The following is a 25344-nucleotide window of genomic DNA, read 5'->3' as shown; positions in this document are numbered from 1 at the left end:
CGAAACGGGCGGACAATCAGCCCCGCTTCAGATCCGGTGCTTTTGCCTCTTCCGCCAGCAGCGTCACCGCCTCGTCGAGCGACAGAATCTGCTGCTCAGCCCCGCCCAGACGGCGCATCGCCACCGTCCCGGCTTCCGCTTCCTTGCGACCGACCACCAGAATCACCGGAACACGCGCCAGACTGTGTTCACGGATCTTGGCATTAATCTTCTCGTTGCGGACATCGGCTTCAACGATGAGACCCGCTTTGCGGAGCCGCGCAACCACCTCACTCGCATAAGGTTCGGCATCCGAGACAATCGACGCCACGACAACCTGTGTCGGCGCCAGCCAGAGCGGGAATTTACCGGCATGCTGCTCAATCAGAATACCTATAAAGCGCTCGAATGACCCCAGAATGGCACGATGCAGCATGACCGGACGATGCCGCGCACTGTCCTCGCCAATATAGCTTGCGTCGAGTCGCTCCGGCAGGACCAGATCCACCTGCAAAGTTCCGCATTGCCAGTCACGACCGATGGCATCGCGCAGAACGAACTCAAGTTTCGGGCCGTAAAAAGCGCCTTCACCAGGATTATATTCGTAATCCACGCCAGCCGTGGCGCAGGCTTCTTTCAGGGCGGTTTCGGCCTTGTCCCATGTTTCGTCGGAACCGGCGCGGGCTTCCGGACGATCCGCGAACTTGATGCGAAAATGCTCGAAACCGAGATCCTTGTAGACCTCTGACAGCATGGCGACGAAACGAACGGTCTCGGCTGCTATCTGGTTTTCCGTGCAGAAGATATGCGCGTCATCCTGGGTGAAACCACGCACACGCATAATGCCGTGCAATGCGCCGGACGGCTCGTAGCGATGGCAGGCACCGAACTCGGCCATACGGAGCGGCAGCTCGCGGTAGGAACGCAGGCCGTGGCGGAAGATCTGCACATGGCAGGGACAATTCATCGGCTTCAGGGCGAGGGTTTTGTTTTCGTCCTCGACCGTGGCGACGAACATGTGGTGGCGGTATTTGTCCCAGTGACCTGAAGCCTCCCACAGGCTGCGGTCGACCAGCTGCGGGGTGCGCACCTCCTGATAGTCGGCCCGGGTCTGCGCACGCCGCATATAATCCTGCAACGCGGTGTAGAGACGCCATCCTTTGGCATGCCAGAACACCTGGCCGACAGCCTCTTCCTGGATGTGGAAGAGATCCATCTCCTTGCCGATCCGGCGATGATCGCGGCGTTCAGCCTCCTCAAGCTGAAGCAGATGCGCGTCCAGCTCCTTCTGATCGCGCCAGGCCGTGCCATAAATACGGGTCAACATCGGGTTACGATGATCGCCGCGCCAGTAAGCCCCCGCTACCTTCATCAGTTTGAAAGCATTGCCGACGTCCGACGTGCCGCGCAGATGCGGACCACGGCAAAGATCCAGCCACTCGCCCTGACGGTAAATCGAAATCTGCTCGTCACCGGGCAGGTCGCGGATCAGTTCGGCCTTAAAGCGCTCGCCACGATCTTCAAAGAATTTAATCGCGACATCGCGGTCCCAGACCTCGCGGGTAAACGGCTCGTTTGCCGCCACGATCTCGCGCATCCGCTTCTCAATGGCCGGGAAGTCTTCCGGGCTGAAAGGCTCATTGCGGTAGAAATCGTAATAGAACCCGTTCTCGATTGAAGGCCCGATCGTCACCTGCGTACCTGGATGCAGCGACTGCACGGCTTCGGCGAGGATATGGGCGGCATCATGACGGATCATCTCCAGCGAGATCTCGTCCTTGCGGGTGATGAAGCGGATGGACGCATCCTGTTCAACCGGACGCGAGATGTCACGAAGCTGACCGTCCACTTCTATCGCGAGCGCCGCTTTGGCGAGACCGGGCCCAATGGCAGCTGCGATCTCCGTGCCCGTGACCGGGCCATCAAACTGGCGAACGGATCCGTCAGGCAGAGTTATGGCAAGCATGATGAGCGCTCCGGTCATAGAAATCAGATCGAACGGCCGCATAAGTGACCGTTGCACGAAAAGCCGACTTTAATGGCGTCAGCCGAGAGCCGAGACAACCCTGTCCACGGAAAGAGTTGCCATATCGTTGACCCGGATCACCCGAACCTGCCCCGCCGTCCGGCCAGACGGCGCGGTAAGGGACGGATCGCTCTCGCCCGAGAACAGGGTGATGGCGCGGCAGCCCATGGCGGCAGCAAGGTGCATGGGCCCGGTGTCGTTGCCAATGGCCAGGCAGGCGCGCGCGCACACCCCTCCCAGTTCGGGCAACGTGGTCTGCCCGGTCAGATCCAGGGCTCCGGGACAGCCCGCACGGATAACAGACGCCAGCTCTCCATCCTCCCGACTACCGGAAATCACCGGCAGCACCCCGCGCCGGCTCAGCTCACAGGCCAGCTCCGCATACCGTTCCGCCGGCCAGCGCTTGCCCGGGCGATGCGGCGCGGCCCCCGGGAACAACAGCGCATAAGGCTCCGCGATCACCGGTCCCGCTTCGACAAGCCAGGAAAGGTCGGCGTCCGGCACCTCCGGAATCCCCGCCATCCGCAACTGGTCCCGCTGCCGGGTCCGCGTATGCATCTGGTCGCGCCACGGATTTGCATGGGGCAGAGCCGCCTGTCCGGCGATCCCCGACCACATCCTGTGCCCGGCAAAACGATAATACCAGGTCGAGCGTGCGGACGTTTGCAGATCGTAAATCAGATCGAAGCCGGAAAGCTGGTCCTTCAGATGTCTCATCCCCCGACGATTCGTAATTTTCGGGCGCTCATCCACTTCAATCGCGTCAAACCAGGGACTGGCCTCTCCCAGACCAGCAAAGGCCCGGGTTGTAAGCAAAGTTATCCGGGCGTGCGGATGATGAGTCCGGATCGCCTGAAAAGCCGGAAATGCCTGCACGAAATCGCCAAGAGCACCAAGTTTGATGACCAGAATATGTCGGTTCATGGATGCGCGGGCGAGGACTGTCCGGGAGCGGCGGACGTCTGATTGGCTGCCGTGTCAGTATGCACCGGAGCCGAATCCGGGTCCGAAGCCAGGACATCCAGATCCTGCCGCGCAAGATCGGCTTCATGCGAGTCGGCGGCCAGCGAGATAACCTGCTCCCAGTCAGACCTGGCCCCGGCAGGATCGCCAAGACGCTGGCGGATAATACCACGCTCCAGCAGGGCAGCAGGATCATCCGGCGTCTCAGCAAGGGTGATGTCGATATCCGTCCGTGCGGCTTTCATATGACCGGTTTCCCGTTCAGCCGTTGCCTTCAGCAGGTGCGTTTCGGAGGCCAGCAGAGGATTGGATGAGAGTTCCTTAAGATCGGTGAGAGCGGTATCGGGCTGTCCGAGACGCAGCAGCGCCCGGTCCCGGATCAGACGCAGCGCAACAGAGTTCGGCGCGAGTGTCAGACCATAAGAAGCGGACTCTTCCGCTTTGCGCGCCATATCGGCCGCGAGCCAGGCCCGAGCAGCATCCGCCGCGACATCCGCCCGTTCCTCGGGTGTGGCATCTTCGGTATTCTTATTGCGGGTCGCATCATACGCCAGAGCATCAAGCCGCTCCCCGCCGCCGGTAAAATCGCCCGACAACACATCCGAGAGCGCCTCGCAGTGACGGACAGCCCGTTCATCGCCGGTGTGACTATGGCTGGCGACATAATCACTGACATCGGACGGATCATCATCCAGCAATGCCAGGCAATCAGAGAACGAGAACGAAGGCAGTGCCGCTTCGACAGGCTTTCCCCGCACTGCCGCCGGACTCGCAAGTGCCGAAGAGACACAGATCAGCATTAAGCAGACGGCCGGTGCCATGAGCGCGGGCGCGCGTGACATAACAAACCCGCGCAAAGTGTGCTCGCGGCGATAATCAGTCACGGAAGCCATCACCGGAACAGGGATTGCGCCGCGGGCGGGCTGAAGACAGGCGGACATCCCTGTTACTTGACCGCGTCCTGGTCATTCCGGTCAAGTCTCGCGGCTGACTTTACGCCTTTGAGACAGGCGTCTCTGCCTCACGCAACCCGATTAAATCCGGGGAAAAGCTGAACCGCATATCCTGACCGGGAAGACTGGCCGCTGCGAAGCATCGTTATGGATGCAGGATTGCCTGGGGCATGCTAGGGCTGAACAACTATGAGTGTGCCGCCCCGCCGCCCCGTTATTCTCCAGGTTCTGCCCGCACTCGATGCCGGAGGGGTAGAGCGCGGAACCATCGAAATGGTCGAAGCCATCACCCGCGCAGGTGGCACAGCGCTTGTCGCCAGCGCGGAAGGCCGTCTTGTGCCAAAAGTCGCGTATTACGGCGGCCGCCATATTCCCCTGAATCTTGGCGACAAATCCCCTTACGCCATTCTGAGAAATGCCAGCCGGCTGAAATCCGTGATTGCCAGCGAGAATGTCAGTCTGGTTCATGCCCGTTCCCGCGCTCCGGCCTGGGCTGCCCGGCTCGCGACCCGTGCGAAGCAGACCCGATTCGTCACGACCTGGCACGGTGTCCACAGCGAAAGCTTTCCGGGCAAGAAGAAATACAACTCCGTTCTGGCTTCAGGCGACCGTGTGATCGCCATCAGCCAGTTTATCGGTGACCGTCTGCTGCGTGATTACGATGTCGGCCCCGACCGGCTCCGCGTCATCCCGCGAGGCGCCGATACACGCCAGTTCGACCCCGAGCTGGTCCGTGGCGACCGCATTCAGATGCTCATCGATGCCTGGGACATCGCGGAAGATGCTCCCGTTATCCTTATGCCCGGTCGCCTGACCGAATGGAAAGGCCAGACCCTGCTGCTCGACGCGCTCGCCCTGATGATGCGGGAAGGCCTGACGACCCGGAACCGGGTTTGCGTTTTCGTCGGCTCAGCTCCTGACCGGTCGGAATTTCCGGAAGAACTGAAAGAACGGGTCAAAACGCTCGGCCTGTCCGAGCAGATACGCTTTGGGGGCCATTGCGCCGATATGCCCGCCGCCCTGGCATTATCCGAACTGGTGGTCATCCCGTCCCTGAAACCGGAGCCGTTCGGACGTGTGGTAGTGGAAGCTCAGGCCATGGCGCGACCGGTGATCGTTGCGGCACATGGTGCCGCCATGGAGACGGTCACCCACGGCGACACAGGTATCCTCTTTCCACCCGGTGACGCCGGCGCTCTGGCCGAAATGATCGCCGCCACACTTGAAGCTTCGGCGGAGGACCGTGCCGGCATGGGATGGCGGGCACGCGAAAATGTACTGATGCATTACACTACGGAGGCCATGCAGGCCGCCACACTCGCGGTCTATGACGAACTGCTCGGCACATCGCTGAGCAAAAGCAAAGAGTTTACATCAGACTCACAGCCGGATTTTTCCCTTATCGGATAACAGTCTTCCAGGATCGTCCGGGCCGTGACACAGGGGCAGGCCCCCGTGTCACATCTCTGTTTCTTAAAACTGAGCGCTGACGGTTCCGAAAAACTGACGCGGAGCCGCCGCAAACAGGTTGGGGTTGTCATCGCCGGAGACCGAGGCAGCACCATAGACACCGCCAATATAGCCCTGATTGAACAGGTTGTTGATTCCAAACGCCGTCTTGAAACCGCGCATGAAACCGATCTGTCCGAAATTATAGCTCGCGGACAGGGAAGATGCCCAGTATGCCGGAATCCGGACATCGTTCGTATAGGTCATCGGACGGGAACCCATATACGAAGTGTTGAAGTTGAACGTTGCCTGACGCCACGTGTAGGTCACATCGGCTTTATACATAAACTTCGGGTAATAGACCTGATGTTTTCCTTTCAGGCTGATGGTTGACCCGTCGTAAGGCAGATCCTTCGTCTGGTAGGTTGCATCGTTCCAGCTGAAGCTGTTGGTGATGGCCAGACCTTTAAAGGGACGAACCGTGCCCATGACATCCGCGCCGTTCATCGTCTCACGACCAACATTGATGTACGAGCTGTACATATTGTTTGTCGTGCCGGCCGTGATGGCAGCAAGACGATTATAGTAATCCGTATGATAAAAATCAGCGCTTCCCGAAAAATATTCGGAGTTGAAACGATAGCCGACAAGATAATTCCATGTACGCTCAGGCTTGAGCTTGCTCTTGTTCTCGTTAAATACCTGCTGAGCCGAATCAACAGTTGCACTTGTCCCGAGACCTGACCATGCTGATCCGCTGCCGGACTGCTGCGAGTAATCATAGGCCCGCTCGTTTTCGGCAATGTCCCAGTAAAATTCGTGATGATCCAGAAAATGGTAGTCGAAATTGAAATGCGGAAGAAACGCGGCTGAAGCCGTCAGGCTGCCATTGGCCGGATGCTGGTAATAGGTATCCCATGTGGAAGCCAGAGCAGCCGTATTGTCATATTTCGTGCCGCCATGCGTCGTCTGCGTCATGGACCGGAAGCCGCCAAGCAACGTCATGCCAGGAATAATCGTCCAGGTGTCCTGAAGATAGAACTGGAACGTGTTCGTATTAAACGAATCTTTCCACAGATTGGTCGCCTGTGATTCCAGATAATCGCTTTTCGAATTGTGCGCTTCGGTGAGACCATCCTGATAAAGTCGCATCGGATAATTGAAGCTGTTGTTTTCGTACCAGATCCCGGTCTGAATATCGTTCTTATGCAGTCTGATCTCGAAAGCCTGGGTAAAACCGAGCCGTCTGACATCCGGATGCCCCGCTTCATCGACCAGCGGAACGCCCGATGAAGGCGAGGTCATAAAATTGTTCGTGCCTTGGTATACACCATTCGAGACATGGCCATAAGCGACCGTCCTGGACGTGACATTCGGAAAAATCTCGTATTCGCCGGTCAGAGCCGACAGATAGTTCCGCTGGATCTGCGTACCGTCATAGGTCACGTCGCCGACTTCGTCATTGCTCAGGCGACCGGCATATTCAGCCGGCACACCCGAGCCGGACTGGGCAAGATTCGCCCACTGAATGGCCTTCTGATAATTGGGCTTCAGGTAGGCCGCCTGGCGCCCCATCTGCTCCCACATGTTTTTCGTCATGCCCAGAAAGTTATACTGTGTGAAATTTGAATAATCGAAAATCGCCTGAATCTTGCCCTTACTGCCAAGCGGCTGGACCAGCTTGAAATTGGCCTGCTGCTCCTGCTGATCTCCGTAACCCTTCCAGAGATCCATATCCGTCCGGGCATAGGCGGCATAGAACTTCGTACCGGTCGGATTCAGAATACCACTGTCAACGCGCCCGAAAGTCCGGAACATGTTGTAGCTGCCGAAAGTCTGGCTGATCCGGCCACCGGCCTTATCTTCCGGATCGGAAGACGTGAAAGTAATCGCGCCACCCAGAGTCTGTGTGGACGGCGTACTCAGAGCGCCGGCGCCCTGAGAGACCGTAATGGAATTGACGTTATCCTGGATCTCCATCTGATCGACATTCAGCCCGTACCAGTTATGGAAACCCTGCTCTCCCATCGGAATACCGTCGAGACTGACACCAAGCTGCGTCTGATTGAAACCACGAACATAGAGCGTGGCGGCAACAGTATCGAGACCGAGCGCATCGGAAGACTGAAAGCTCACACCAGGCGTGGTCTGAGCCAGAATCTGCATCGGACTGGTTCCCGCGACGAAATGATCCATCGTCGTGCGGGAGACGACCTCGTTCACGCCGTGCGAAACGTGACGGTGCCCGGTGGCGACAACGGCTTCGGCATCACCGGACGCATTCATCGAGGTCGGCCGATGCCGGACAGGCGCGGCCGGCTTGCGCGCCGCCGCAGTCTTTTGCGACCCTGCGACCGGATGACTGGTCACATGACGTGCCACCGGCTTTTTGTCAGCCGCATAAGCCGAAGATGCAATCGCTGTGGAGCACAGCAGAACCGGCGTAACGCGTCGGAAGCGTCGTAACCGGGCGCCGATTCTGCTCAGAAAATCCTGGCGCACGTCGATATGCATAAAAAACTATCCCTCCCGGCACGGCAAAGGGACGACGTGCCGTATATGTCGAAAATATGACAATTGCGGAAAGGTTTATGCGGCGAAGTTTCCCTGCGACAAGACACAGATATTCCGGAATGAGTTTCAGACTCTGTATCGTGTTGTATCCGCAACACCTTATACCGGCGCCGGATAAGAGCTATTTAAGATAATATCCGTCAGGCGCCGGGCCGTCTCCTCAGTGCCGTTTGCGGGCTCTGCTCTGCTGCCGCAGCACGCTCTCAATCCAGTCATTCAGCTTGCGGGTCGACTCTTCAGCCTCTTCCCGGTCAGGATAAAAATCCGAAAAGCGCAATGCCAGCCAGCGCCATGCCACCAGCCGCTTGTGACGCTTCTCGGCGCGTTCAAGCTCCTCCCGGCCCGCCTTGTCAGCGGGTGGCAGACGTCCGGTTCCTGGCGGCGGAACCCTGATCCCCGCGGCATGGTCCGCCGCCCAGCCGACCAGCCGACGGATGCCGTTGTCCCGGTCATCCACCGGACACATGGCATAGGTCCAGCGTTGTGTCAGATCGAGCCCCACAACCCCTTCCAGCGCGGACGCAATCGCAAAAGGCTGCTCCATATCAGCCAGACGATAATTCGGATCGTCATGCCGCAGAACCGCCCGCCGGATACGGGCCAGAACACCATAGAGACTGTCTGAATCGATCTCGGTCGCAATGGCCCGAACGATCTCCGCGTCCGGCTGCACATAAGGGCGCAGTTCTTCCGGCGGTTCGGGATGTGCGTTCAGCCGGTCCCGGATGAATTTCGGACTTCCCGCATCCGCCAGCACAGCGACAATGCCGTCCTCGTGTTTGCCGTAACGCCCGGCCCTCCCCCCGATCTGCTTCACCTCCTGAACGGAAAGATCCCGCGTCTGTCGTCCGTCGAATTTTCGCAGCGATGCAAACACGACACGCCGGATCGACAGATTGAGCCCCATGCCGATCGCATCGGTGGCGATCAGAATATCGGCCGCCCCGGAATTGAAACGCTGCGCCTCCGCCCGGCGAACTTCCGGACTGAGCGCCCCGTACACAACCGCCACGCGCCGTCCGTGCTCCATCAGGGCCGCGCGCAGATCCAGCACCTCCCGACGCGAGAATGCAATCAGAGCATCTCCCGAACGCAGATCCGTAAGCCGCACGGTCGAGGACGCCGCCCGCAAAGGACTTTTCCGCTCCAGTGAAATCTCATCGACCGGGTCGCCACAGAGTTCAGCGATGCGCCGGACCATCGGAATACAGTCGGGCGCCCCAAGAATATAAAGATGTCGCGCCGGCGCACCCATGATCGCCGCCGTCCAGGCCGCCCCGCGATCCGCATCGAACAGCATCTGCGCTTCGTCAATGACCGCAACATCGACAGGATTTCTGAACGGACACATCTCGACAGTCGCGGCCAGATGACGACTGTCCGGAATGATGAACCGCTCTTCGCCCGTCGCCAGCGAAGCCTCAACGCCGCGCGCCGCAAGCGCCTCGCGAAATTCATGGGCCAGAAGTCGCAGCGGCGCCAGGGCCAGCCCGCTTTCCGCGTGGGCCAGCGCATCCAGCGCCGTATGCGATTTGCCACTGTTGGTCGGTCCGGTAACCAGGGTGATCCGGCGATCCAGAGCCCGCGCCGTGCGAAAATGAGCCGCATAGCGATCCAGCGCCGCCACACGGGCGATTACCGCATTCGCAACATGCTTGCCGACCGCGGGCGGTTCGGGAAGCTGATTGTCCCGCCGGTCTCGCCCCCGACCCTGCCGCTCCTTCCGATCACCGCCCTCCGAAGTGCCGCGCCGCCACTCAGGCAGCAGCGGGCGCAGCGCAATGATCTCCGCCGGATCGAACTCCCAGAGCTCCTGCCCTTCCGGCTGGCTGACACGACGCGCAACCGGCAGACGGTTCTCAGCAATCCAGCGCAGAGCCTCGCGATGCGAGCAATGCAGCAGGCGCGGCACCTCCTGGAAGCGGACGAGACTGCTCTCCCACTCCTTCAGGCGCCGCTCCTCGCTTTCGCGACGCGTCCGGGCCGTGTGCTCGATACTTGCTTCGGCGCGCGCGCGCTTCTCGGCTTCTTGCTGAGCGCCACCGACAAAGCCGGCACGATCAGTAAGATCGAAGGCCTCCGCGATTTCTTCCGCGAGACGGGCTGTCTGCGCGGCGGACAGAACGCGGCCCGTATCCAGCAGATCGGCCTTCATCGCCTCCAGCGCCGTCCGGGGCGTCGCGCCCAGTTCATGGAAGCGATCGCTCATCACCGGGTCCAGAGCGATCAGCAGCGCGGGATCGGAGGCCCCCGGATCTGTGATCGTTCCCGCCGCCCGCTCCATATCCTCGCGTGAGACCCATATCCGGCTCTCACGCCGGGTCAGATCCATCAGACGGGACGTCCACCGCTTGCGGCGCACCGCACAAAGCGCGGCGCGGAAGACTTCGTCCGATATGTTCCGGGCGTCCGGCGTCAAAGCGCGGCTGATCCGGCGCAGAAGGGCCGTCTCCTCACGCGGCGCAATGATAATGCCGGTGCGTGCGACAGCAGCCTCAAGAGCGGCTCTGGCAGGAGAAAGCGATGGATCGCGGATCAGTTCCGCATCCGGAAGCCCGGTCGAAGGGGGCGGAGAGCCGTTCGGCGTATTCATGCGCTCAAGTGTGCGCGATCATCCCGATCTGAGCAATGGCAGGAGATGGGACGTATCGTTATCCGCCGTGAGGTCTGCAGGAAAAAGGGCGTGGAAACCTCAGCTTCCGCGCCCTGATTTATAAAGCGAACCGGTCTCTGAAGACCTGCCCCCTTTAAGTCTTCACAGCAGAGGCCTGAACCCGTCTGAGCGGGTTAAAGCTCTGCTTCGCCACTATTACTGAAGGGACTGGCCTTTTTTGGTCAGATCACTGCAAAGCTTCACGCGCTGGGATTTTTTTAACGTGGAGATATCGAACGGTGTGCTGGTGCCGTTCTGCAACAGTCCCTGCCCGCCAAGCGAATAGGCCTGGTCGTTCTTCACATCGGGACGCTCCGCCAGTTTGCGGGCAACGGTCCGGGGCGTGGTGCCAGGCGTGTATTTTTTATCGACACAGTAGGACAGCAGCCCTGCAACATTGCCTGTGCCCGCATTGTCAATTGATGGCATCCCACCCGCACCCACAGCGCCCGGCGTTCCCGCCGTGTCCGCGCCGGTCACGCCATGAACCATCTGAGCACCCTGCGTCGGCGCGGAAGCCGCATCCGCCGGATTTGTCACAGGAACAGAACCCGGAGGCGGAGCGGAAAGCGTAGTACCGGCCGGGAGCTGCTGTGACGTCTGTGCGTGCGCCGCACCGACAGAGGCAAAAACAAGCCCGCAGGACGCAAGAAGAGCAAGCTGTCTGGAACCAAACATTGATAATCAACCTTTCTCAACGAGGCCGGTGAACTGCCACAATCAGATAAAAACAGCTCTGCTGCAGACTGATGCGGCATTACCAGCCATCTCGCGATATTAAAGCGCGACAGTCCGAAAAGTTTTTCCAGACAGCAATCGTTTTTTTCGCGATACAGGGCTCACTGAATCGATAGCAACCGGACAGAGTTTACTGCGTTAGAGAAAAATTTTACCTCATTTTGGCATTGAAACTGCTTTTATTAGCAATTCGATCCTGGAATAATATCTGCGACCGAAACAAAAACAGATGCCCTTACGGATGCTCAGAGCATCCGTGTAAATTTGAGTACAAACCACGTTCCCAACATGATGAGAAAGCAGATGAAACCTGCATAAACGGTGCCCCACGACCCGCCGGTCAGGAACATTCCACCCGTGTTCATACCGAAAAATCCGGTCACAAAAGTTGCGGGCAGCATCAGGGTCGTGCCAGCGGAAACAATGTAGAGGCGCCTGTTCGTCTCTTCCGCCTGACTGGATGTCAGCTCATCCTGCAGCGACCGCGCCCGGTCCTGAAGCGCCAGAAGATCGTCCAGCGCGCCATGAATCTGCCGCTGCGACCGGTCCCGCAAATCATCTTCCGCCCATTCCGGCAGTTCCAGTTCCTCATCGTGAAAAATGCGGTTTACCGGCGCAATGACCCGACGCAGTTCGGTGGACCGGCGGCGTACCTGACCCAGCATACCACCCATCCGGCCGAGATCGGTATCGCGATCCAGCAGAAGAAGCACATCCTCGGCACGATCGAGATGATCATCAAGGCGCGACAGATCCCGCCGGGCCGTATCGGCAAACTCAAGCAGCGCGCGATCCACCAGACAGGCCGGGTTCTCCGGCACTTTCTGGCGTTGCAATTCGCGATAAACCACGCCCAGCGCCGGGATCGGATGCCGGCGGGTGGTGATCAGCAGGTCCGGCAGAAGCGCGAAGCGCCAGACACAGACATCGCGATCATCATCGGAAGCCGCATCGTCAAACGCAGGCAGCGCGCCAAAAACAAGATCGTCCTCAGACTCCAGACGGGCGCCGCGATCCGTACTGGTCAGAGCCTGCTTCACGTCGTCCGGCAGACACGGAATGGCCTCCACCTGCGCGCGGGAAACAGTGTGCACGATGTCAAAATGAAGCCATGCCCATCCCGGATGTCCGAACGGACGCCCCGAAAGCCGTGCCGCAACCTCTTCCGGATGCAGTTTTTCAGGTTTTTCTCCCGGATTACAGAGAATAGCCCAGACCAGACCATCCGCGAGGGCAGCGCCCACATCCGTTGCGGCAAGCGGGAGAGACTGAACATCGTGCATTGAATCCCTCCTCGTATCTCCGCGGAACGGGAAGCCGGCAAAATGCTCCGGAGACAGCCGACCGCCATCGGGGGATGATGTCGCACAGGCATTGTGGACTGACAATCCGGCTCGGAGTAATTGCTGAATTTATGACGACAAAGGAAACGTCTTCCGGCGGGCGCAGAATTGCCGTTCTTTCGGGCATGGAACGAAAAACAGTGGCTCTGTTCGCATTACTTCTCAGGGCCTTGCCCTGAAACCCGCCAAAGGCCGGGGCCTTTGGAAACCTGTTTGTTTATCAGCAGATCGCGGTGCAGGGGCCGGACAGCAACCGCCGGCAGCCGGAATATCCTGCCCCGCCATGCAAAGACCGTATCACTGCGCCATCGGCACGGTATCCCGATAGCGGCTCCAGTGCGTCGCCAGTTCCCGCACAACCGGCGCGCCGGCCCGTTCATTATTGTCAAAGGCAAGCGGCTGACCCGGGCCTTCGTCTCCCATCGACTGCGTCGGCCCGATCCCCGGAGGCGGCATATCAAAATTACTGGCCGAACGCAGCACCATGATCCGCTCAGGATCGATGAGCTGCCGGCTGGCAAGCAACCGCATCTCACGCTGATTACTCTGACTTTCCTCATTGGTCATGACAAACGTGCCTGCGTCTTTTGTCCAGAGCTTCACCCATCTCTCCGCCCAGAGATTGCGGCTTGCGCCATGCCAGTAGCGTTCCGCACCGAGCGTTTCTCCCATCAGAATAAAAGGCGGCTTCTGAGCCAGGGGATACCCGATCCAGACTTTTCGGGCAGCGGCAATTTTCGGATCATCATCCAGCCTGACCTGCCTGCTGATGGCAAAAGCCCAGCGGGCAAGTCCCTGATTCAGAGGATAGGCTCTGGTGAGTTCCGCAACATCCGTAACCGACCCATAATGATTGGCAGCAGAAGGCAGAGTGTCCGGACGGGCCGCGCCAATCGCATAGAGTCCGTAAGGCCAGTCCTTCGGTATGTCGCGGTCATCGACTTCCCTGACAGCATCGCCATCCACAACCCAGCGCGCCCACGCAACACTGCCAACAGACGCAACATCAGGGTTCACGCCGGAAATGCCGGTAAAGAGCCAGTATGTTTTTGTCAGATCAAAATGTGGATCAAGCGCCAGCGTCAGAAGATCCGAAGACCCATAGCGAAGAACAAGCCCGTACACACCATCATCATTGCGCCGAAAAATGACGCCCGGCACGCCCCGGACCGGGACTGTCTCACTGAGGTGCTCACGCTCAACCCAGTCCTGATACTCACCGGGCGCGTCTCCGCTGTCAGCGCCGTTTTCCCAGCCGGCAACCACGATCACGCGAGGTTGTATGACAGGCTGAGCAGCAGCCGGTCGCACGGAAACGGAAACCAGAACACAGGCAAGCGAAAGAACAGCAGCAGATAAACGAGCCATCGGGTGTACTTTTCCGTCGTGAACCATCATCACGAAACGGTAGCAGAACAAACGGAAGCGAGGAAATGCCCGGTCCCGCCTCACCACCGTCATACCGCCGTTAACAACATAACCCGCGCCCTGAGGCCTCCGGTCAGACGATTTTCCAGCGTAAAACTCCCGCCCGTCCGTTCGACCTCGCGTTTTACAATGGCCAGCCCCAGACCAAGGCCACCCGTCTTACGCGACCGGGAAGTTTCCACCCGGTAAAAAGCCGTGGTGACCCGACCGATTTCGAGATCCGGAATACCCGGCCCTTCATCCTCCACATCCACAATGACCCAGCCACGTTCCGCCGTAAGGCGGATCGATGCCGAACCTGCATAATGCAGCGCATTTTCCACAAGATTTGTAAAAACCCTCTTCATGGCCAGAGGCGGAAGACACATGGGAAGACGATGCGGACCTTCATAAATCACAACGGCGCCCCGATCATGAGCGTCATCGGCAATGGTGGTCAGAATGGCGGCAAGATCAATGGAGCGGGAGGGCTCACGCTTCTTCTCGCCGGAGAGATAGGCCAGCACACCGCCGACCATGGCTTCCATCTCGTCGATGTCAGCTTCAATGGACTCCTGGGATTCCGCATCCGCGAGAAAACCGGCACGCAGACGCAAACGGGCGAGCGGCGTGCGAAGATCGTGAGAAACAGCGGCCAGAGCCTCCGTGCGATCCTCGATGAGATGCGTGATCCGCTTCTGCATTTCGTTAATGGCATGAGCCAGACGACGAACCTCCCGCGGCCCCTTCTCTTCGAGTGGCTCCCATTCCCCGGACCCCACCGTATCGGCAACAGTGGCCAGAGCACGCAGAGGCATGCTGAGCGCATGAACGAGCATGCCCGCAGCCAGCAGCACGGAGAGCGAAACAATCGTGGCCGTGGCAAGACCACGGGTCACAACATGGCTGCGAAGAATGTCCGGGGCCGTAAAACGGATCTGACTGTGATCGGCAAGCAGAATGGTCCCGGTAACATCGGTCCATTTCCCGGGCCGCCCCGGATGCAGGCGAAGCTGGGCATGAGCGAGAACGGGGTTGGCAGCGACAAGCTGTCTGTGAAGCTCCGACATGCGCGCCGGTTCCCCCTCCCTGTCCGGAGGAGCGCTGACAGGAAGCCAGATCATGCGCAGATCATTGGTGGACAGCATGGTTGTCAGCATGGGCCGCGTCGTCGGTGCGGCACCGTCGAGCACGCGGACATCGGTGGCGAGACGCTCGCCGATCAGATCGAGGCGGTCGCCATCCTCGATATAGGCTTCGGCATGTTCATAGAGCGTCCAGCTGACGACGAAGACCAGACCGATCGAAGCAAGCAGAACGAGCATCACGCGCCCGACCAGACCACGCGGCCAGAGACGGATCCGGCGTTCGCGTTTCACGGATGGTGCCTGCGATGTCAAAAAACTGTACCCCGGGCCTGTAAAAACCGGCCCATTTATAAAACAGTTCCCAAAGGTACCCGCCCTTTAGCCCCGGTTCCGAACAGAAGCAGTCTCAGACCCGTTCAATCGGCGCCGTAAAAATATATCCCTGCCCGCGAACAGTCCGGATCAGATTGTCCGCGTCGGTGCCAAGCTTACGACGCAGCCGGCTGACCAGTACATCAATCGAACGATCAGACACATCCCCCAGACGGGTACGCGACAACTCAAGCAGGCGATCCCGGCCAATCACCCGTTGCGGATTATCCAGAAAACTGACCAGCAGATCGTGCTCGGCCCCGGAAATTTCGACCACGGCGCCGGTCGGATCATAGAGTTCACGGCGCCGGAGATCGAGAGACCAGCCCGCGAAGGTGATCATCTCCCGTCGTGGCCGGTCAGCCGCAACCGCACTGTTCTGCTGACCGCGCCGGAGAACAGCCCGCACTCGGGCAAGAAGTTCTTTCTGACCAAAAGGCTTGGCCACATAATCGTCGGCACCCAGTTCCAGCCCCAGAACGCGGTCGAGTTCTTCACCCCTGGCTGAAACCATGATGATGGGAATGCGCGAAAATCCCTTGTCTTCCACATTGCCCCTCACCCCGCCCTGACGAAGCGCACGGCAAAGATCAAGCCCGTTCATGCCCGGCATCATCACGTCCAGGATGATCAGATCAGCAGCCTCGGTCTCCAGCGCTTCCCACATTGACCGCGCGTCCGGCACGGCGCGGATGCGATAACCATCCGACTGTAATGTCCGGCTCAGAAGCGTGCGCATCCCGGGATCATCCTCCACGATGAGGAGTCTGACGGGAAGATCCTGCAGAGCAAGTGAAGGTAATGATGTGTCGTTCATGCGCGTGTCGTGTTGTCCGGTTGCAGGAGCGAGATAGAAACGCATTTTTGCGTCAGATGTTGCAGACAGAGACCCTGTATTCCGGAACCTGGTAAAAGTTGCGATTTTTTGCAACTGGCGCTTTCAGCCCGACCGACCCGGCCGGAAGCACATTGTCGGCACCATTCGTCTGTGTCCGGCATGCCCCCACACTCATATAAACTCTATTTTTCAATAACTTAAAGTCACACCCCGGACGGTGAAACTGTCCGCGAACGCAAAGCAGCCTGCGCCCTCCCGCCGACAAACAGACATGGTTTGTCATGCAGTTCCCTCACATCATCCGCTTCTGCCCGAAACAAACCCATGAACATTTTCCGACAAACAGACAGGCCTTCTCCCCGGAGACACGTAACATTGTTTTCAGAAGGCAATTTAATATAGCATAATGCATATACGAAGCCGAAAGCCAGGGAGCGCACGTGCCGACCACTGAAAACCACGATCGCAGTCTGTCCGAAGTCTTCGCCTCCGTGCGCGTCCCCGGTCCCGACGCTTCATGGCTGCGTCGGTTCCTCGCGTTCGTCGGTCCCGGCTATCTGGTTTCGGTCGGCTATATGGACCCGGGTAACTGGGCTACAGACCTCCAGGGCGGCGCACGCTTCGGTTACACCCTGCTCAGCGTCATCCTGCTCTCAAATATGATGGCCATCCTCCTGCAGGCCCTTTCCGCGCGCCTCGGCATCGCCACCGGCCAGGATCTCGCCCAGGCCTGCCGCGCGCATTTTCCACGCGGCATCAGCTTTCTGCTCTGGATCGCCTGCGAACTCGCCATCATCGCCTGCGACCTGGCCGAGGTCATCGGCACCGCCGTGGCCCTGCAGCTCCTCTTCGGCCTGCCCCTGCTCGCCGGCGCGCTGATATCAGCACTGGACGCTTTTCTCGTCCTTCTGCTGATGGGACGCGGCTTCCGTTATCTCGAAGCCTTCATCATCGCGCTTCTGGCCATCATCGCCCTGTGCTTTGCCGTGCAGCTCGCCATAGCCACCCCTCCGGTGGCGGAAATTCTCCGTGGCTTCATCCCGCGCACTCAGGTCGTGACAGACGGTGCGATGCTCTACATCGCCATCGGAATCATCGGCGCCACCGTGATGCCGCATAATCTCTATCTGCATTCATCCATCGTGCAGACCCGGGATTACGCGCGCACCCCGACCGGAAAACGGGAAGCCATCCGTTTCGCCACACTCGACAGCACCATCGCCCTGACCCTCGCCCTGTTCATCAACGCCGCCATCCTGATCGTCGCGGCCGCCGCGTTTCATACCAGCGGCCATGCCGACGTGGCCGATATTGCCGATGCCTATCACCTTCTGGCCCCGATCCTTGGCGCCGGAATCGCCTCCACCCTCTTCGCCGTGGCGCTGCTCGCCGCCGGAACGAACTCGACCATCACCGGCACCCTCGCCGGACAGATCGTGATGGAAGGCTTCCTGCACCTGAAAATTCCCAACTGGGCCCGCCGCCTGCTCACCCGCAGCCTCGCCATCATCCCGGTCGTGATCGCCACCTGGCTCTATGGTGACCGGAGCGTCGACGAACTTCTCCTGTTCAGTCAGGTCGTCCTTTCGATGCAGTTGCCATTCGCTGTTATCCCGCTGGTCTGGTTCGTATCCCGACGGAAGCTGATGGGAGAATTCGTGATCTCACGCCTCACGGCGGGCGCGGCCTGGACCGTGGCGGGGATCATTCTGGTGCTGAATTTTCAGCTGCTTTACAGCAGTCTTGCCGGATAACAGCGACCGGCGCCAGAACAGCAACATAACCCGGCAGCAAGCCTCTCGCGGGCAGAATATCTGCAGTCTGCATTCCTTCCAGGAAAACCCGAACCTGTATAAGAAATGCCGTTACATCGAAAATATGTTTGCAATGCTGAAAGACCGACAACCGGCATACACGCACGGTCATGTCCACAATCTATATTCCCGCCAGTTTCATCTTCTGTTTTTAAAAAATGAATCCTGACTTTCCGAAATTGTTATAAGGGGAGAGCCCGTTACGAAAGGGCTCTCCGAAATCACCCCATTAAAGTTTCACGTTCACGCCGAACTGGAATGAGCGATAGACAATCCCCTTCTCCGACCAGGAAGAGTTGTAAAGATACGAACCGTAAGTCGCGTAATCATACGGTGCGCGGAAGCCAAGCAGATTGTACACGTTAGCGTAGACTGACCAGCGTGGACTAATCTGATAATTAACGGTCAGATCAACGTCCCAGTAGTTTTTGACATGGCACTGGCCGGAAGGAACCTGGTCCCAGCCGGTCAGGGCCTCGGAACAGGACGTGACGCCGGCTCCCTCAGCGTCCTGCGCAACGGTTTTGTAACCGCTGGTGTAATACACCGTTGGTGTCACCGCGAGCTTGCGCCACATAAATGTGTTGGACCAGTTGGCCTTCCAGCGCGGCGTGCCGGAAGCCGACGTCGTGTTGTAAGGACCGATTGTCCCGGCGAACTGTTCAACCCCGCCACCATCGGGCAACGCGACTGAGAACCGGCGGACAAAGGTCATTTCGCCTTTGCTGTACCAGTTTATCTCATGCAGAATTCCTGGCAGGCGATGGGAGGCAGTAAAGCCGAGCTGGACACCGTCCGTACGCATCCATGGCGCGTTGATGTAACTGTAATTGATCAGGCCCGGGCGCGCGGTGGCAGTCGGATTTGCCGGATCAACCGTATCGGGCGTGACCGTTATGCCCGCAGGTAACGCGGCGCCCGTAACATAATCTTCGCTGATCGCGGACGCATCCTGTCCCAGCGGATTGCCCATAATATAGTTGGATTTCTTGATATAATAATAATCGGCACTCAGGGTTATCCACGGGAGTGGCCTGATGACCGCGCCGCCGCTGAAATTCGTCGCGATTTCCGGTTTCAGGTTCGGATTGCCAACCGAGTTCAGCCCGACATAGTACGCATTGGTGTAAGAGTTATTGTTGTGCTCCGCCAGCCACGCGGAATTCGTGATCGTATTCTGAATATAACCGACAGTGTCGCCACCAGTTTCAGAGAAGCTGGGAACGCGAAAACCACGTGAGAATGTACCGCGGAGCGCGAACTCATCGACCGGTTTGAACACGAGATTAGCCTGCGGCGTATAGTGGTGGTAACTGACACCGGTGCTGGTCGAATAATTGTCGTAGCGGCCAGCAAGATCGCCCTTCAGCATCTTGTGGAAGGGAAGACCCAGCTCCCAGAATCCGGATTCCACCCAGCGGCTGCCTTTCGCGCTGACCGGATTGATGGTCCAGTACTGTGCTCCGGGATCGGCGGCATTGTACGGATTTGCGTTGGGGGCATTCAGGGCCTCCCAGCGTATGTTTCCGCCGATAGCAATGTTCACCATACCGCCGGGAAGTTTGAACAGACCCTTGCTGGCCGTCATCTCGTAGGAATATTCCTGGGTCCTGTCATGGACCACGTCTTTCGGGGCGATCGAATTCAGGACGGACTGTGAATTTTCCGACGGATTGACGAAGTTGTATGTGCCGTTATTAACCGCGTTCTCGATTCCGTTGATCGTCGGGTAACCTGTGTAGGTCTGGGTCAGCAAAGAATCCATGCCGACGAAATTGAAATCGTAGTTCCAGTCCGATCCCCACTTCGAGGCCGCCGTGCCGTTATAGCGCATCGAACCACGAAAATTCTGGTTATAAGCAGTGGTTGTCGGAACGAGATCTCCAAACATGTAATTCATGCTCGCAGCCTCGCCCTGTGCCGCGAACGGATCGTTTGGATTGAGTTTCCCGTTGGACAGAACAGCAGGAATCAGAAGATCGTACGAGCTGGCCTGCTTCGACTGAGTTTGTGACTGCAGGGTGGCCGGTGTTATTCCCTGAGCGACCGTCAGGGTCTGCGAGTAGGTGAACATCGTCGTGAACTGTGAGCGCGGCGTAACATTGGCAGTGAAATGGAGCGTGGTATTGATGCGCTGAATAGACGGGCTGATCTGGCCATATGCTTTGGTCGTATCAGTGCTGCACCCCGTAAAAGCCGAGCCGCTGCCGTAGTAGTTATTCGTCGCTCCGAGAGTTCCGCTTGAACGCGAACCGTACTTCCCGCACGAAGCGGATGGATTCAGAAGCTGATAGGAGCCGACGACCTGCCCGTTGACCACGGGCGCAACGATGGCCTGCGTGCTTCCGTAAGTCGCACTGGGATTGCTGCTGTTGTTGATCCAGTTCGTGCCACCGATCCCGGTCAGGTTAGAGGTGTTGTACGGATAGCCGACATCCCGGTTATAGACGGCGTCATCCTGCTGGTATTCCGCATTGATGTAGACGTTGTATCCATCATTCGCTAGGTCACCATGTCCGTAGGTCGCGTACAGCCGCTGATGGCCCGCGATCCCGAGCTGGCTCAGCCCGCCTTCGGCATTGCCTTCAAACCCCTTGATTTCCTTGCGGGTAATGAAGTTGATCACGCCGCCCACGGCATCCGCGCCATAGGTCGCGGACCCGCCGTCCTCCTTTACGTCGATCCGTTGCATGATCGAGTTCGGCATCCAGTTGGTGTCAACGAAATCGCGCTCGCCATCATCAGCCAGCGGATAGTAGGACAGGCGCTGACCATCCATCAGGATCAGTGTTGAATCGGTCGTCAGTCCGTGCAGCGATGGTGCTGATGCGCCCGTCGCAAACGCGCCATTGGAACCGAACGCGTTGGTCAGATTACCCGAGCCGTTCGAGGACAGCTGCTGCAGAGCATCTGTCACGGTCTTGATGCCACGACGCTGAAGATCGCGAGCGGTCAGCTCTTCAACCGGAGCCGCGCTGGCGGCATTCGGGTCGTGAAACAATGTGCCGGTTACAACGACATTTTCTGATTCGGAGGATCTGGCCTCCATACCACGCATAGCGGCGGCCTTCGAGACGACCGAAGCGTTCGTTGACCGTACAGTCGTTGCGGGGACTGCAGCAGCTGAGGCTGGCGGTCTTGTCACGGCGGTCGTTGTCGCCGGCGTTTTACTGGCCGGCCTAGATTTTTTAGTATGAGCTTTGCTGGTCGAATGAGGCTGCGTGTCTGTACTCTGGGCAAAAGCGGAAGAACAGATCATCCCGCTCGTGGCCGAAAAAGTAAGGAGAAGCAGTTTCCGATAGCGGACAGTTTTAGTTAACATCTGGCTCATTCGGCATGCTTCCACATGAATCTTTCCTCGCTTCAGGCCTGTCTGGTTTCAGATGGCCTGGCCGTGGGCGAGGCAAGCATAAACAACGATGTGACCCGGACGTGCTGACGTACCCTGCATGACGCATTCCATCAGCTATTGCTTTCGGAAATGCCTCTGTTGCTTTTCCGGGTATGGCAACACGTTTCGAACTTGATATGGACAATTTACGTCTCTGTTAGGCCGCACTGTCAACGAGATAACAGTGCTCATGATACATTTGCCCGGCTTAATGTTGCCGAAAAGCAACAACGTATTTCGTTATGGGCCGGTTTTTTTCTTTTTTCGGGCGAATATGGGGCTGATGATACCCCTCCGGCTATTCGATGATTGCTCCGACATGCGTTGATAAGGACTCCGTTGCTTACAAAATATGTCGGAGGTCCAAAGATTTCTGCATTCGCAAATGAGTCGAAAACAACGAAGAGCCCCAACTGCATCGGAGTTGTAAAAAAAGCGCCCGGAAAACGTATTTTACTGAATCCAGGCTCCGGACCTGTCGTATGAAATCCGCATCGTTATCTGCGGCAAAGCAGAGAGAGGCTTGTCAAAAGCGATCAGGCAATACTGTGACGACAACCCGCCCGGGAGCCCTTCCTGAGTCTCGGGTATCTGATTGTTGCCATGAACAGCAGTCTGCATACCAGCATACTACCGACCTGCGATCCCCATTGGAGCAAGGTGCCCGCAGATTAGCGGGATAAGCTGCTTCATTCCCGGCTGACCGTGACCAGCTTTAAACAACAAACCATATCAGATAGTTTTATGAATTATCCGTTTTCATAGTGGCAGAAGACGGATAATTGCGGGCCATTTCCACCATACCAGATTCATGTGGTGATAACTGCGCGAGTAAAGAGAAGATAAAGCAGCCCCGTCACCCGGTTTGTATAATAAACCGGCGATCAAAAAGAGCCCCCTCAATTTTAAGGGGCCTGGCTACGGCCCGAAAACCTTTCTTCATTCAGAAAGACGGCCCGCCCCGATAATCAGGTCTGAAACATCCGGAACCGCACATATTTATCACCTCCCGCTCCATCACCGTTTGACTTGAGCGTAACAGCACGGTCATCATAGTACCGAACCGGTCGCCCGCTCCCACCAGGCAGCGGGCGGTTTCCGTTTCAGGAATATTAATTCAGACAAGAAGTAACGCGTTCGATGATTCCCGCTCTTATGCCGACCTACAACCGTGCCGACCTCGCTTTCGAGCGGGGCGAAGGCGCCTGGCTGTACGCGACGGACGGGCGACGATTTCTCGATTTCGCGGCAGGCATCGCCACCTGCTCGCTCGGACACGCCAACGCGCATCTCGTGAAGGCCATCTCCGAACAGGCCGCGCGGGTGATTCACGTATCCAACCTGTTCCGGATCCCTCAGGCCGAAAAACTGGCCGCGCGACTGGTCGAAGCCACCTTCGCGGACAGTGTGTTCTTCTGCAATTCCGGCGCGGAAGCCAATGAAGGCATGGTGAAAGCCGTCCGCCGGGCCCAGGCAAAATCCGGCCATCCGGAACGCACGCGCATCCTCTGCTTCGATGGCGCCTTCCATGGCCGCACACTCGGCATGCTCTCGGCCACCGGAAACCCGGCCTATCTCGATGGCTTCGGCGAGCGCGCACCCGGCTTCGATCATGTGCCGCTGAACAATATGAACGCCGTCCGCTCGGCCATCACCCCTGAGACAGCCGGCGTCATGCTCGAACCTGTCCAGGGCGAAAGCGGGATCAAAGCCGCCGACATGCGCTTCCTCCGGGAACTCCGCACCATGTGCGACGAGTTCGGCCTGTTCCTCGCCTTCGATGAAGTGCAGACCGGGGTCGGACGAACCGGAAAGCTTTTCGCGCATGAATGGGCCGGCGTCACGCCGGATGTCATGTCGACAGCCAAAGGTCTCGGCGGCGGCTTTCCGATCGGCGCGATTCTCGCCACGGAAACCGTCGCAAAGCACCTGACTGCCGGCTCCCACGGCACAACCTTCGGCGGCAACCCGCTTGCCTGTGCCGCCGCCAACGCCGTGCTCGACGTGCTTCTCGCCCCGGGATTTCTGGAACAGGTGCGCGAGCGGGCGCGTCTGCTCGACACGCTGCTTGATAACCTCATCCGGGAATGCCCCGACATATTCTCCGAACGGCGCGGCCTCGGCCTGCTGATCGGCCTGAAATGCGTTCCAAAAGCAGCGGATGTGCTGAATGCCGCCCATAACGCAGGTCTCCTGGCCGTGACGGCTGGCGATAACGTGCTCCGTCTTGTCCCCCCGCTGGTGATCACCGAAGCCGACTGCCACGAAGCCGTCTCCCGGCTGAAACAGGCCGCCGAAGCCATTCGGGCCACCTCCCGGGAGACCGTCTCGTGAGCACCGCAACCAACATTCTCCCCCCCGCTCATCAGAACGGCAGCACGCCCCGGCATTTCCTCGATATCCGTGACCTGGATGCAGCCACACTGCGCCAGATTCTTGATGTCGCCGCAGGTATCAAAAAAATGCAGCAGGGCCGCAAACGCCCGCTGCATCCGGCGAAACCTCTCGAAGGCCGCGCCCTCGGCATCCTGCTCTCCAAACCCTCAACCCGAACCCGCGTCTCCTTCGAAGTCGGCATCCGCCAGCTCGGCGGGGACGCCGTCGTCCTCTCAGCCAGCGATACCCAGATCGGCCGCGGCGAATCCATTCAGGACACAGCCCGGGTGCTGTCCCGCTTCGTGGACGCCATCGTGCTGCGCACCGGACGCACCACCTCCCTGCGTGATCTCGCGCGCTGGAGCAGCGTCCCCGTCATTAACGGACTGACACCGGCGTCCCATCCGGTGCAGATCCTGGCGGACATCCTTACCTTCGAAGAGCATCGGGGGCCCATTAAAGGCCGCACGCTGGCCTGGGTCGGAGATGGCAACAATGTCACCTCCTCACTGATGGAAGCCGCCGCACGCTTTGATTTCGCCCTCCGCGTGGCCACCCCGAAACAGCTGCCACCTGACAAGGAAGTCGTCGCCTGGGCCCGTACCAACGGCGCAAAACTGTTCCTGACACATGACCCGCGCGAGGCCGTGTCGGGCGCGGACTGCATCCTTACCGACACCTGGGTCAGCATGTCGGACGAAGCCGCCGCCGAGCGGGTCATCCTGCTGGAACCCTATCGCGTTGACCGCTCCCTGATGTCCCACGCGGCAAAAGATGCTCTGTTCATGCACTGCCTCCCGGCTCATATTGGCGAGGAAGTGACGGAAGAGGTTTTCGAAGGACCTCAGTCCGTGGTGTTTGACGAAGCGGAAAACCGTCTTCACGCGCAGAAAGGCCTGCTGGTGTGGGCGCTGGGCGGCGAGGACTGGACCCGTTTCGGAAAGGAGCCGGAATGACCGGGACGACAGAAAATGACAGCGAACCGACACGGGTTGTCGGGACAGGGCCTGAAGATGGCCCGGCGCTGTCGAGCACGACCGAAGACACGCCCGCAGCGCCAGGATGGCTGGAACCGGAAGTGGATGCAGCGTTTGCAACGCTGAACCTGAGCACAGCCGAACTGAGCCGCTACCGGGATTCCTATCTGGACTGCCTGGCCGGCGTGCCCCGCACCACCGATCTCGATACAGGCCATGATGCCTGCCGTCTCGGTCTGCTGCGCGCTCTGAAAAACGGATTTACACTTGATGACGCCGTCTGGCGTGCCTTCGGGGAAAAGCTGGAAACCATAGAAAGCGAACTGACGTCCGATTTGTAAACCGGACGTGACGTAATACATATGCGTCCGTGGGGCGCCGGACAGATACGTTGTGTCATGGA

Annotated in this window: 16 protein-coding genes; 5 read left to right on the top strand and 11 right to left on the bottom strand. The window is 58.8% G+C overall.

The features are described 5' to 3' along the window. Window positions 1–16 precede the first annotated feature (16 nt). The 3 genes from thrS to GOB90_RS11400 all read right to left on the bottom strand — a co-directional run bounded on the left by thrS (window position 17) and on the right by GOB90_RS11400 (window position 3852). Window positions 17–1945 (bottom strand): threonine--tRNA ligase, encoded by a 1929-nt coding sequence (thrS, locus tag GOB90_RS11410; RefSeq protein WP_146888849.1) that lies wholly within the window; start codon window positions 1943–1945, stop codon window positions 17–19. Between the two features lie 78 nt (window positions 1946–2023). After that, window positions 2024–2929, bottom strand: a complete 906-nt coding sequence (locus GOB90_RS11405) for a glycosyltransferase family 9 protein (RefSeq protein WP_146888846.1) — start codon at window positions 2927–2929, stop codon at window positions 2024–2026. Further along, window positions 2926–3852 (bottom strand): tetratricopeptide repeat protein, encoded by a 927-nt coding sequence (locus GOB90_RS11400; protein ID WP_261765968.1) that lies wholly within the window; start codon window positions 3850–3852, stop codon window positions 2926–2928. The genes GOB90_RS11405 and GOB90_RS11400 overlap by 4 nt, the downstream gene beginning before the upstream one ends. A gap of 258 nt (window positions 3853–4110) precedes the next feature. Here GOB90_RS11400 and GOB90_RS11395 point away from each other — a divergent pair, with 258 nt between their 5' ends. Next, entirely contained in the window at window positions 4111–5331 is a 1221-nt protein-coding gene (locus GOB90_RS11395; protein WP_146888843.1) for a glycosyltransferase family 4 protein, read from the top strand. Between the two features lie 63 nt (window positions 5332–5394). Here GOB90_RS11395 and GOB90_RS11390 read toward each other — a convergent pair whose 3' ends face one another. From GOB90_RS11390 to GOB90_RS11360, 7 genes are all read right to left on the bottom strand, one after another. Continuing rightward, the gene (locus GOB90_RS11390) at window positions 5395–7884 is read right to left on the bottom strand and encodes a TonB-dependent receptor family protein (protein WP_146888840.1); all 2490 of its coding nucleotides are present in this window, start codon (window positions 7882–7884) and stop codon (window positions 5395–5397) included. 220 nt (window positions 7885–8104) lie between these two features. Beyond that, the gene (locus GOB90_RS11385) at window positions 8105–10537 is read right to left on the bottom strand and encodes a helicase-related protein (RefSeq protein ID WP_146888837.1); all 2433 of its coding nucleotides are present in this window, start codon (window positions 10535–10537) and stop codon (window positions 8105–8107) included. A 216-nt stretch (window positions 10538–10753) separates the two neighbouring features. Further along, window positions 10754–11275 (bottom strand): DUF2501 domain-containing protein, encoded by a 522-nt coding sequence (locus GOB90_RS11380; protein WP_146888833.1) that lies wholly within the window; start codon window positions 11273–11275, stop codon window positions 10754–10756. A 305-nt stretch (window positions 11276–11580) separates the two neighbouring features. Beyond that, window positions 11581–12618 carry a CorA family divalent cation transporter gene (locus GOB90_RS11375; RefSeq protein ID WP_146888830.1) on the bottom strand — a complete coding sequence of 346 codons (1038 nt, stop codon included), beginning with the start codon at window positions 12616–12618 and terminating at the stop codon, window positions 11581–11583. Window positions 12619–12975: 357 nt separating this feature from the next. Next, the gene (locus tag GOB90_RS11370; RefSeq protein WP_146888827.1) at window positions 12976–14046 is read right to left on the bottom strand and encodes a purine-nucleoside phosphorylase; all 1071 of its coding nucleotides are present in this window, start codon (window positions 14044–14046) and stop codon (window positions 12976–12978) included. An 89-nt stretch (window positions 14047–14135) separates the two neighbouring features. Next, complete coding sequence (locus GOB90_RS11365; protein WP_373322060.1) at window positions 14136–15464, bottom strand: ATP-binding protein; 1329 nt, start codon at window positions 15462–15464, stop codon at window positions 14136–14138. 115 nt (window positions 15465–15579) lie between these two features. After that, window positions 15580–16362, bottom strand: a complete 783-nt coding sequence (locus tag GOB90_RS11360) for a response regulator (protein WP_146888942.1) — start codon at window positions 16360–16362, stop codon at window positions 15580–15582. 461 nt (window positions 16363–16823) lie between these two features. Here GOB90_RS11360 and GOB90_RS11355 point away from each other — a divergent pair, with 461 nt between their 5' ends. Further along, window positions 16824–18137: an Nramp family divalent metal transporter gene (locus GOB90_RS11355; protein ID WP_146888824.1), complete on the top strand. Its 1314-nt coding sequence runs from the start codon at window positions 16824–16826 to the stop codon at window positions 18135–18137. 289 nt (window positions 18138–18426) lie between these two features. On the opposite strand, the gene GOB90_RS11350 is transcribed toward GOB90_RS11355, so the two are convergent. Beyond that, complete coding sequence (locus tag GOB90_RS11350) at window positions 18427–21342, bottom strand: TonB-dependent receptor plug domain-containing protein (RefSeq protein ID WP_306309435.1); 2916 nt, start codon at window positions 21340–21342, stop codon at window positions 18427–18429. 1386 nt (window positions 21343–22728) lie between these two features. Between GOB90_RS11350 and GOB90_RS11345 the strand changes: the two genes are divergently transcribed. From GOB90_RS11345 to GOB90_RS11335, 3 genes are read left to right on the top strand one after another with little or no spacing between them, the layout of a single operon-like run. Next, the gene (locus GOB90_RS11345; protein WP_146888820.1) at window positions 22729–23922 is read left to right on the top strand and encodes an aspartate aminotransferase family protein; all 1194 of its coding nucleotides are present in this window, start codon (window positions 22729–22731) and stop codon (window positions 23920–23922) included. Beyond that, on the top strand, window positions 23919–24920 hold the full coding sequence (gene argF, locus GOB90_RS11340) for an ornithine carbamoyltransferase (RefSeq protein WP_261765967.1): 1002 nt from the start codon (window positions 23919–23921) through the stop codon (window positions 24918–24920). Before GOB90_RS11345 ends, argF begins: the two co-directional genes overlap by 4 nt. Next, window positions 24917–25282: a hypothetical protein gene (locus GOB90_RS11335; protein WP_146888816.1), complete on the top strand. Its 366-nt coding sequence runs from the start codon at window positions 24917–24919 to the stop codon at window positions 25280–25282. Before argF ends, GOB90_RS11335 begins: the two co-directional genes overlap by 4 nt. Window positions 25283–25344: the final 62 nt, after the last annotated feature.

This window comes from Acetobacter oeni, assembly GCF_011516825.1.
Taxonomy (GTDB): domain Bacteria; phylum Pseudomonadota; class Alphaproteobacteria; order Acetobacterales; family Acetobacteraceae; genus Acetobacter; species Acetobacter oeni.
Note: the sequence above shows the minus strand (reverse complement) of the source record. Positions and strands in the feature narration are given on the sequence as shown.

What these genes read in the sequence shown, in the direction of transcription:
- thrS (WP_146888849.1), bottom strand. Translation starts at nt 1,945, where the DNA reads ATGCTTGCCATAACTCTGCCTGACGGATCCGTTCGCCAGTTTGATGGC.
- GOB90_RS11405 (WP_146888846.1), bottom strand. Translation starts at nt 2,929, where the DNA reads ATGAACCGACATATTCTGGTCATCAAACTTGGTGCTCTTGGCGATTTC.
- GOB90_RS11395 (WP_146888843.1), top strand. Translation starts at nt 4,111, where the DNA reads ATGAGTGTGCCGCCCCGCCGCCCCGTTATTCTCCAGGTTCTGCCCGCA.
- GOB90_RS11390 (WP_146888840.1), bottom strand. Translation starts at nt 7,884, where the DNA reads ATGCATATCGACGTGCGCCAGGATTTTCTGAGCAGAATCGGCGCCCGG.
- GOB90_RS11385 (WP_146888837.1), bottom strand. Translation starts at nt 10,537, where the DNA reads ATGAATACGCCGAACGGCTCTCCGCCCCCTTCGACCGGGCTTCCGGAT.
- GOB90_RS11380 (WP_146888833.1), bottom strand. Translation starts at nt 11,275, where the DNA reads ATGTTTGGTTCCAGACAGCTTGCTCTTCTTGCGTCCTGCGGGCTTGTT.
- GOB90_RS11375 (WP_146888830.1), bottom strand. Translation starts at nt 12,618, where the DNA reads ATGCACGATGTTCAGTCTCTCCCGCTTGCCGCAACGGATGTGGGCGCT.
- GOB90_RS11370 (WP_146888827.1), bottom strand. Translation starts at nt 14,046, where the DNA reads ATGGCTCGTTTATCTGCTGCTGTTCTTTCGCTTGCCTGTGTTCTGGTT.
- GOB90_RS11360 (WP_146888942.1), bottom strand. Translation starts at nt 16,362, where the DNA reads ATGAACGACACATCATTACCTTCACTTGCTCTGCAGGATCTTCCCGTC.
- GOB90_RS11345 (WP_146888820.1), top strand. Translation starts at nt 22,729, where the DNA reads ATGATTCCCGCTCTTATGCCGACCTACAACCGTGCCGACCTCGCTTTC.
- GOB90_RS11335 (WP_146888816.1), top strand. Translation starts at nt 24,917, where the DNA reads ATGACCGGGACGACAGAAAATGACAGCGAACCGACACGGGTTGTCGGG.